The sequence below is a fragment of the Phyllobacterium sp. P5_D12 genome (assembly GCF_054049495.1).
On record NZ_JBFUMG010000153.1, the window covers coordinates 1 to 9,190 of the forward strand.

At 56.3% G+C, this 9,190-nt stretch carries 9 protein-coding genes and 1 tRNA gene; 7 read left to right on the forward strand and 3 right to left on the reverse strand.

Annotated features, from left to right (window positions below):
- Window positions 1-422, reverse strand: a 422-nt coding sequence (locus ACXJ5O_RS12255; protein WP_457300129.1) for a hypothetical protein, incomplete at its 3' end; no start/stop codon positions are given.
- Window positions 423-592: 170 nt separating this feature from the next.
- Here ACXJ5O_RS12255 and ACXJ5O_RS12260 point away from each other — a divergent pair.
- From ACXJ5O_RS12260 to ptsP, 5 genes are read left to right on the forward strand one after another with little or no spacing between them, the layout of a single operon-like run.
- Window positions 593-1,027, forward strand: coding sequence for a transcriptional regulator GutM (locus ACXJ5O_RS12260; RefSeq protein ID WP_457300130.1), 435 nt, complete (start codon window positions 593-595; stop codon window positions 1,025-1,027).
- Window positions 1,028-1,067: 40 nt separating this feature from the next.
- Window positions 1,068-1,826: a PTS glucitol/sorbitol transporter subunit IIC gene (srlA, locus tag ACXJ5O_RS12265; protein WP_112531724.1), complete on the forward strand. Its 759-nt coding sequence runs from the start codon at window positions 1,068-1,070 to the stop codon at window positions 1,824-1,826.
- 19 nt (window positions 1,827-1,845) lie between these two features.
- The gene (srlE, locus tag ACXJ5O_RS12270; protein ID WP_114433042.1) at window positions 1,846-2,871 is read left to right on the forward strand and encodes a PTS glucitol/sorbitol transporter subunit IIB; all 1,026 of its coding nucleotides are present in this window, start codon (window positions 1,846-1,848) and stop codon (window positions 2,869-2,871) included.
- Between the two features lie 30 nt (window positions 2,872-2,901).
- Window positions 2,902-3,279: a PTS glucitol/sorbitol transporter subunit IIA gene (locus ACXJ5O_RS12275; RefSeq protein WP_210005548.1), complete on the forward strand. Its 378-nt coding sequence runs from the start codon at window positions 2,902-2,904 to the stop codon at window positions 3,277-3,279.
- Between the two features lie 23 nt (window positions 3,280-3,302).
- Window positions 3,303-5,294, forward strand: coding sequence for a phosphoenolpyruvate--protein phosphotransferase (gene ptsP / locus ACXJ5O_RS12280; RefSeq protein ID WP_457300131.1), 1,992 nt, complete (start codon window positions 3,303-3,305; stop codon window positions 5,292-5,294).
- Here ptsP and ACXJ5O_RS12285 read toward each other — a convergent pair.
- Complete coding sequence (locus ACXJ5O_RS12285; RefSeq protein ID WP_457300132.1) at window positions 5,262-6,014, reverse strand: hypothetical protein; 753 nt, start codon at window positions 6,012-6,014, stop codon at window positions 5,262-5,264. The genes ptsP and ACXJ5O_RS12285 overlap by 33 nt on opposite strands.
- A 152-nt stretch (window positions 6,015-6,166) precedes the next feature.
- Between ACXJ5O_RS12285 and ACXJ5O_RS12290 the strand changes: the two genes are divergently transcribed.
- Both ACXJ5O_RS12290 and ACXJ5O_RS12295 read left to right on the forward strand, forming a co-directional pair.
- Window positions 6,167-7,195 (forward strand): sugar-binding transcriptional regulator, encoded by a 1,029-nt coding sequence (locus tag ACXJ5O_RS12290; protein WP_457300133.1) that lies wholly within the window; start codon window positions 6,167-6,169, stop codon window positions 7,193-7,195.
- Between the two features lie 134 nt (window positions 7,196-7,329).
- Window positions 7,330-7,406 (forward strand) — tRNA-Ile (locus ACXJ5O_RS12295).
- Between the two features lie 14 nt (window positions 7,407-7,420).
- Here ACXJ5O_RS12295 and ACXJ5O_RS12300 read toward each other — a convergent pair.
- Window positions 7,421-9,019 (reverse strand): serine hydrolase, encoded by a 1,599-nt coding sequence (locus tag ACXJ5O_RS12300; protein ID WP_457300134.1) that lies wholly within the window; start codon window positions 9,017-9,019, stop codon window positions 7,421-7,423.
- Window positions 9,020-9,190 lie beyond the last annotated feature (171 nt).

The following is a 9,190-nucleotide window of genomic DNA, read 5'->3' on the forward strand; positions in this document are numbered from 1 at the left end:
ATACCGAATTCCTGCTCGCAAATTGCGGCGATCGCACCGACACAGTAATTGGTATAGAGGAAGCCTTCAGGCCAAAACGCGATAATCTCCTGCATTTCTGTCAGCTGCGAATCGCTCTGCTTGGGATGGCTTCGGACTGTTGCCGGTCCTATGGTGATAAGCTCTTTGAGCACGAGTCCTGCGGCGAAGATGATGAAATCCTTGCGATCGATCTGCGCATAGGACTTTTGTTGTTCAACCGTCTCGACCCAGTTGAGAAAAGCCTTGGTCAATCTGGTTTCATCGATGGCAAATTGATATCCGTAGTGTTCCGCAATCAGCGCGGCATTCTTGCGAAAAGCCATGCGAAACCAACGCAGTTGGCGAAGCCGGTGCCGTAAATCCGGCATATGGACCAATTCGTCTCTGAACAGAAAATCCATGCCTTCTCACCTTTAAATTTATTGTATCACGTCATACGCCGTGATGCAGCACAAGCCAAGTTTTAACAGAACCGAAATCATACATATTGACATTACAAAAAACAAATGTTCTATATTTTTTCGTTCGATCATAGCATATGTTTGCGGTCGGGCGTTGGGAGGTTGAAGACATGGCAATGTGGCAATGGGGATTGCTGGCCCTTGGGATTTTGTGGGCGCTGCAATCACTGGGCGTCTGGTACCAGATGCGCCACTATAGCGATGTGATGAAAGGCATCACTTCCAAATACAATGATGGTTTTGTTGGCGCGGGCAATGTTCGCGGCCGCTTTGGCAAGGGTGTGATCGTCCTCATTCTCGTTACGCCGGACCTTGCGGTTCAACGTTTTCTCGTGATGAGCGGCAGGTCGGTTTTTGCGAAATTCAAGCGGCGCGAGGAGTTTGAGGGTATCTCGCTGAACGCATTGCGCACCGATCCTGTGATGACAGGTCTGGGGGAGCCGAATATCGCCAAGGCGGCGGAGCGCGCAATCGAACAGATAGACAAGGCCAGGGCAGAACCAAAGCGGCCCGGTCTAATCGGGATCAAGCCAGTCAACGCATAGGGACGGCCGTTTGGAAAACGGTCGATAAGGAGGAGGGAACATGTCAATTTTAACAATGCTGGCGCAACATGCGGACATCGCCGCGCACCATATTTCGGTGGCGGGATCGATGGTCTCGGATGCGGCGCTCCACGGCAAACAGGCCATCACGCATGCGGGCAACGATCTTGTCGTGCTTGCGCAATCGACGGGGGATATCACTGTCGAGGAATTCAAGGACAAGCTGAAGAATGTCCAGCAGGAGGAGCAGCTCGGCTGGCTGACCCACATCGGTAAATACTTCATCGGTATCTTCCAGAAGGGCGGCGAGGTCTTCGCCGGATTTGTAACAGGCATTATCCCGACGCTTGTCGTGCTGATGACCGCATTCTACGCTTTGACGGAGCTTGTCGGCGAAGAACGCGTGCATGGCATCGCTCGCGGTGCAGGTCGTATCGCGCTGACGCGCTACACCGTCTTGCCCGTGCTTTCCGTGTTCTTCCTCACAAACCCGATGGCCTATACGTTCGGTTCGTTCCTCGAAGAAAAGCACAAGCCCGCGTTCTATGATGCAGCCGTATCCTATGTGCATCCACCGCTTGGCCTGTTCCCGCACATTAATCCCGGCGAATATTTCGTCTGGGGCGGTATTCTCGTCGCGCTTCTCGAACTTGAGAAAAAAGGCGCGGTTCCCGTCGGCTATCACATCAACGTCGCCATCTGGTACGCGCTCGTTGGTCTGGTTGTCATTCTGCTGAAGGGCATGCTGACCGAGCGCATTACTGCCATCATGGCACGCCGTCAGGGCATCGAACTTTAAGTCGCGGCGGGGAAGTAAAATGTCAAAGACCTATAAAGCAGTAAAAATTTCCAGAGGCAGTAATGGTTGGGGCGGCCCGCTCGTCATTCAGCTGACGCCAGAACGTAACAAGGTCGTGTCCGTCACCGGTGGCGGCATTCATCCTGTCGCACGCCGCATTGCAGAACTCACGGGCGGAGAGGCGGTTGATGGTTTCAAGGCGCCCCCGGTTGAAGGAGAGATGGGCGTTGTTGTCGTAGACTGCGGCGGTACGGCCCGCTGCGGTGTTTATCCACGCAAACGTATTCCGACCGTCAATCTGACGCCGGTCGGCCAAGCAGGACCCCTGGCGCAGTTCATTACTGAAGACATCTACGTTTCGGGCGTGAAGGAAGCCAATATCGAACTCGCCGACGGCTCACAGCCGGCAGCAGTTGCAGGAGCAAGATCGTCCCAGGACTCGCCGCCCACGCCCGCAGAACTTGCCGCATCCATGGCAAGCCGGACTGCAGCGTCGGACAACGGTGAAGGTGGGTTAATAGGCTTTATCAGCACTATCGGGCGAGCTATGGGCCGTGTGGTCGGCATTTTCTTCAATGCCGGTCGCCGTACCATCGATCAGGTCGTGCGCAACGTTCTGCCGTTTATGGCCTTCGTGACCATGCTCATCGGCTTTATCCTTTATACCGGGATCGGCGATGTGCTGGCGCAACCAATGGGACCGCTTGCCAACAATATCGTCGGTTTGCTGATCCTTTCAGCCATCTGCGGCCTGCCGTTCCTGTCGCCGATTTTGGGACCAGGTGCGGTTATCGCCCAGGTCATCGGCGTTGCGATTATCGGTCCACAGATCGCCAATGGCACGATTTCACCAGCAATGGCTCTGCCAGCACTGTTCGCCTATAATACGCAGGTAGGTTGTGACTTTGTCCCGGTTGGTCTGGCGCTGGGTGAAGCCAAGCCAAAGACGATCGAAATCGGTGTGCCAGCGGTTCTGATCAGTCGCCAGATCATGGGCCCTGTATCGGTGGTTATAGCCTGGATCGTTAGCCTGATCGTATTTTGAGTTCAATAAGAAGAAAAAGAGGTTCGCCATATGTCAGTCCTATTGAAAACACGGGTAACAGCCGTTGGACCTGAGGTGGCGGATCTTGCCGAGGGAGGCGTGGTCATTCTGTTTGCGGATGGCGCGCCACCTGAACTTGCAGAGGTTTCGATCCTGCATGCTGTCGAGGGCAAGCCTTCTGACGAGACACCGCCAGTAGGGGCCGCAATTCATATTGGCGATGTCTCTGCCAGCATCACCGGTATTGGCGATTATGCCTGGCAGAAGGTCAAAGATATTGGACATGTGGTCATTACGTTCAATGGGTCCGATCAAGTTGAACGCCCAGGCGAAATTTGCGCATCGGAAATCGATACGGCTGAGCTGGTATCGGCGTTGAAAGTTGGAACGACGATTACCATCGGGTAATGAATTATCGAAGAGAGATTTGAATGGARCGCTCGACAATAGTGCGGGTGCACGATGGATTGCATGCGCGGCCAGCCACCAGATTTGTCAAACTCGCAAAGGGTTTCGAATCGGATATCGAGCTGATCAAGGCCGACAAATCCGTCAGTGCAAAGAGTTCCGTGAAGCTGATGCTGCTAGGCGTCAAGGAAAACGAGACAGTTACCGTACGGGCGAGGGGTGCCGATGAGATCGAGGCAATCGAAGCACTGATCGGATACCTTGAAGATCCGCATGCAGGCACCGCGGAAGAGGAACGAGCTGAAAAAGCATCTGCCGAACCTGCGCTTGTTCAGCCCAAGGCCTTCTCGACAAATTCCAACGCCTCGGCAACGGGCAAATTGCGCGGGGTTGCTGCCAGCGAAGGCGTTGCCATCGGGCCAGCCTTCGGCTTTTTTCCGGCGGAGATCAAACACGAAAACCGCCTGCTGGCAGCGGACGAAATACCGGCAGAGGCCGGGCGGCTGACGCAGGCTTTCGCGACCGTACAGCATCGCATGGATATGTCATTGACCGCGACGAATCTCGCAGAAAGCGACCGCGGCATTATCGCCGCTCTCAAGGATATTGCCTGCGACGATGAACTCACACAGGCTGCGGAAGCGCTGGTGAAGGAAGGCATGGATGCGGTTTCTGCGGTCATTGGCGCCACGTCAAGAATTGCGGCGGATTTCTCTTCAATGGATGATCCTTACCTCAATGCCCGAGCTGACGACGTGAACGCAGTCGGGCGGCAGATTTGCCTTGCGCTACTGGGGCAGGACGATGCCAATCTTGAGGCCATCCCTAACGGTGCAATTCTGATCGCCGACGACATCGGCGCGTGGGATCTGGCCCGCGCCCCACTGAAGCGCATTGCCGGTGTGATATGCGGCCATGGTGGCGCTACATCGCACGTCGCGATCATTGCGCGTGCGCACGGGATCCCTGCGGTTCTCGGGCTTGGACCTTCCGTGCAGGAATTGCAGCAGGTCAAGAGCGTTGCGCTGGATGGTAATAATGGTGATGTCTTTCCCGATCCTGACCAGACGACGGTCGATCGCTTCCATGCGCAAGTCGGCGTCGCCGAAACGGAAAGGCAGGCGTTGAAAGCTTATAAGGATATCGTACCGAGGCGTGCTGACGGCACTATCATCGAGATCGCAGCCAATCTCGGCTCCCTGGAGGAGATCGAAGCGGCGCAGGAAGCCGGTGCCATGGGCGTTGGGCTGTTCCGCACCGAGCTGCTGTTCATGCGGCACATTCATCTGCCATCAGAGGATTTGCAGACCGAAACCTACACGACGCTTGCCAAAGCGTTCGCGCCACACCCTGTTATTGTCCGCACGCTGGATATTGGCGGCGACAAGCCGATATCCGGTATAGATTTTCCGGATGAAGAAAATCCGTTTCTCGGCTGGCGCGGTATTCGCATGTGCCTCGACCGCCCGGATGTTTTCAAACCGCAATTGCGTGCGCTCCTGCGTGCCGCCGTGCATGGCAACATCAAGGTCATGTTGCCGATGGTCTCGGATCTTGGCGAAGTTCGCGCTACGCGCAGCCTGATCGACGAGTGTGCCGCAGAACTCAAAGCAGAGGGGAGGGACTACGCGAATTTCGACCTTGGTGTCATGGTCGAGACACCAGCAGCCGTCATGATTGCACCCATGCTGGCCAAAGAGGTTGCGTTCTTTTCCATCGGTACCAATGACTTGACCCAATACATCATGGCGGCTGATCGCCTCAACCCGACTGTCGCAAAGTTGAATGACGTGACGCATCCGGCCGTGATGGCAGCGATCGAGCTTACGGTGAAGGCTGGTGTCGAGGCTGGAATCATGGTCGGTATGTGCGGCGAAGCCGCAGGCCGCGCTGATCTCATCCCGGCATTCGTCAATATGGGGCTGACGGAACTCAGCATGAGTCCGGCATCCATTCAACGCGCAAAAAAATGCGTCTGGGAATTAGGGCAGGTGGGGAATCAAAAAGGCGAATAGTTCGGACAAGGCTTTTACCTTATCCGATGTGCCGATTGCCTGATCGAATTTGTCCCCGCGGGCTTGTAGAGCCAACAACGCGCTCTCGACCAATCTTTCATCGTCCGGTTCATGATCCGCATAGGTGGCAAGACCGATCGCGAGGGCGATAGCGGAAAAGCACAAATACTGGGTGTCCAGATCCGGCTGCTGCCCGCCATATCCGGGCAATGGCAAATGCGCCGATTGATATTGCGATTGCAACTCGATCGCCAGCCAGGCGCATACCTCTGCAATGTTATTCAGATCGCCGTCCTTTGCGCCGAACAACAAAGCCGCATGACGGCGAATCACCGCTGAATGGACGGATGCGAATGTTGATTCGTGAATGAGCGCATTATGCGATCCCAAAACGCTCAAGATACGCTTTGTCAGGTAGTAGGCGTCGCGCCGGAACAGCGCCTCGCCTTTGCCGGCATCAGCGGGAAAATAGACATCGAGACTGCGCGCTTCGATGGTCGTCGAATGGGCCGCCGGATCCTGTGAAACCAGAGAGATCGAAATTGTCTCTGCGGCAGTCAAAGCCTTGTCCATGGCGCGGGCGGCCTTACCGAACAAGATATCGGGCAGATTCTGAGGTACGGGCTTGCTATCCTGCCGGCTTGCCCTGATCAGGTGGCGTACATCGCGCAGCCGGTCTTTCAAACTGACGACAATCTCGCTTGAAATATCCCGGATCATGATGGCGTACCTTTGCGCGCAGGTGGATAATCGTTTGTACCTTTTTTTCTTGGCCTGCTAAACAACATTCTCGTGAGGTGTAGTGTGAAGGTCGCCCGGCTTGATGCAGCATTGCTGCTTTGAAGGAACGGGAGCGATCAAAGGGGGGATGATTGAGCGATCGACGCAAGCGAACGAATGGTACGACCAAGAGCCTCCAAAAGACTCCTCTGGATGTGGGGCAGCCGGACACCAAAATCAGCCGGATGCGCATGCGCGCCGCCTGGATGTACTATATCGAGCAGATGACGCAGAACGAGATCGCCGAAATCCTCGGCGTCGGACGTGTGACCATTGTGCGCATGCTGGCCGAGGCTCGGGCGCGCAACGAAGTCAAGATCGGAATCCAGGGCTATCTTTCGGATCTCGTCGCACTGGAAAGGCAGGTGGAGAAACAGTTCGGTCTCGACAAGGTGATCATCGCGCCACTGTCCCATCCGGACAACGACCCTATCCCGGCGATAGCGGCTGCCACCGGAGATTATCTGTCCGGGATCGTCAGCAATGGCATGCGTGTCGGCGTTGGTTGGGGGCGGACGCTTCTCAACACATTGTCCTATCTCGAAGCACGGGCGCTTGAGAACTTTACGGTTATCTCGCTGCTTGGCGGAATCAGCCAGCCACGGCGGTTCAACCCGGCGGAATTTGCCTGGCAATTCGCACAGTTGTTCCAGGGCGATGGGTATCTCATTCCCGCTCCTGCCATGGTGGACAGTATCGAGACCAAAACCGCCTTGATTGAACGCTGCGGCCTCAAAAGCGTGTTCGAGATGGCCGAGGACCTTGATCTCGTTCTGCTCAGTGTCGGCGCTATCGAAACGGCCTCCAGCACGCCCTACCACATCGGTTTCCTTAACCAGGGCCACCAGGCCTCCTTGGCGGAACGCGGCGCAGTTGGCGATCTTCTGTTCCATTTTTACGACAAGGAAGGCCGGCTGGTGGACCATCCCATCCATGATCTCGTCATGTCCGTAGGTATCGACACGGTGCAGCGCGTGCCGGCGCGGGTGTTGACATCTGGCGGCAAGGAAAAGATCAGGGCGCTTTATGGCGCGATGGCGCTCGTTCGTCCGACAGTGTTCATCACCGATGAGGAAAGTGCCCGCCGCTTGCTGGTGCTTGCGGAACAGGAAAAGGGGTGAGCTTTGCTTGCAATTTCCGTTGGAAATCAAAACAAKAGCGCCGGGTAACCCAAGTCAGGGATTGCATTCGCGATTTTTCCCGTTATTGATCGCGGGAGACGCACGGCCAGTTCCACTGCGTCTGATTTCAGGTGGGGCCTGTAGCTCAATTGGTTAGAGCCGGCGGCTCATAACCGCTTGGTTGGGGGTTCGAGTCCCTCCGGGCCCACCAACAATTTCAATGGGTTAGTGTTTTGGCGCTGGCCCGATGCGAGTCAACACGCCAAGTCCAAGCTCGTTCAGGTCGTCGATCTTGACCTGGGCCGCCTTTTGATCTGACCCARTTTCGAACGTGACCGCAACGGGCATGGTCGGCATCTCCGCGGATGGCCGGTAGGTGTAGAGGTCTCGATCAAAATGGCTGAGCGGGAAAACCGACTTGCCTTCTGGCCCAAGGCGAATTTCGAGCGTGCCATCTTTTTCAGCTACTACTGCCTTGCCAATATAAGGATTGAAGTAGGTGCCGGCATAGGCAGACAGCGGCAGCGCTGGCAGCGGGGAGGCGGGAGGTGTCCCGTAACGCTTGATCGCGGCCTCGATCGCCGGCCCAAAGAGCTGCCCGTAGATGTTGTTCCATTCGATAACCCAGTCCTGCGTCGTCTTTCCGGTCATCACGAGCTCGAAGAACGTGTCGGCAAGACCTTCGGGCACGCCGGTTGGGAAGGCGTTGGTAAGGACGACGATGCCCAGCTCCTCGGCAGGAAGCAGACTGACCAGTGTTCGAGCGCCGGTGCTGAACGCGCCGGCATGGCTCCAACCCTCGCCATACCGGCCATATTCCACATTCCAGCCGAGACCGTAGAACGACCATCCGCCGGACACCGGGTTCTTGCCGCGCGCCATCAGCGGCAGATGGGTCTGGCCAATCGCGTCTCCGTCGATGAGTGGCTTGCCATTATAATTGCCATTGCCGAGCTGAAGCCGCATCCATTGAGCAAGGTCCCGCGCATCGGAGCTGACGCCGCCTGCAGGTGACTGCGGGTCGGGGTCGCGTTTGGCCAGCGCGCGCCATTTGCCGTCGAGCGGAACGTGGAGCGTGGCGCGGTTTGTTCGCGTCAGGAAATCGGCATAGCGCGAGCTGGTTGATGACATTCCAAGCGGTTTGTAGAGCTTCGCATCTGCCGCATTTTCCCAACTCATGCCTGCCGCTTTTGCTACGGCGACCGCACCCGCGGTAAGGCCGAAATTGCTGTAGGAGTACTCTGACCGAAAACTACTCGACGGCTTGACCTGATGGAGCCGCTGAAGAATCGCGTCGCGGTCATAGCCGATCTCTTCGAGTTCGTTTCCGGCCCCTCCGGGTAGGCCGCTGCGGTGAGAGAAGAGATCGCGCACGGTCACTTGTGCGGTCGGATAGGCGTCGTAAAGCTGGAAGGATGGATCGATGTCGACAATCCGCGAATCCCAACTCGCCACCCCTTCGCTCACAATCGCCGCCACGACGGTCGAGGCCATCGGCTTGGAGAACGAGGCAAGCTGAAACACCGTATCGGCGTCGACCAGATCACTCTTCCCTTCTTCCCTGACGCCGAAGCCTTTCAAGTAGACCACCTCATCCTGATAGACGACGGCAATAGAAATACCCGGGACCCCGCCATTGGCGATGACTTGTTGCGCCGCCTCTTCCAACTTTGGCAAAGCTGCCAAGATCTTGCCTTTTGTCGCGTGCTCGAAAGACTGGGCCTGGCTGGCAATTGGTGCAATGCCCACCAACACGACGCCAACGAGAAGTTGCAGGCACAAGACGCGGATATGCTTGGCATATCGCTTTGCAGCTTCGGTCATCTCCATTCCCCTCGCATGGTGATGGCCTAACGATACACGAACTGTGTGATGCTTGCTCGACTTTCCTTCGCGATGAACCTGGAGGTTTTACTGTTATTGAGACGCAGTCTCGGCCGTATAGTTTAAGGAACAGATGGAATCATCGTGCACCACACTCAGGCACACTAACTT

Excerpts from the sequence above, each read along its gene's own strand:
- ACXJ5O_RS12260 (WP_457300130.1), top strand. The coding sequence starts at position 593 with ATGGCAATGTGGCAATGGGGATTGCTGGCCCTTGGGATTTTGTGGGCG.
- srlA (WP_112531724.1), top strand. The coding sequence starts at position 1,068 with ATGTCAATTTTAACAATGCTGGCGCAACATGCGGACATCGCCGCGCAC.
- srlE (WP_114433042.1), top strand. The coding sequence starts at position 1,846 with ATGTCAAAGACCTATAAAGCAGTAAAAATTTCCAGAGGCAGTAATGGT.
- ACXJ5O_RS12275 (WP_210005548.1), top strand. The coding sequence starts at position 2,902 with ATGTCAGTCCTATTGAAAACACGGGTAACAGCCGTTGGACCTGAGGTG.
- ACXJ5O_RS12285 (WP_457300132.1), bottom strand. The coding sequence starts at position 6,014 with ATGATCCGGGATATTTCAAGCGAGATTGTCGTCAGTTTGAAAGACCGG.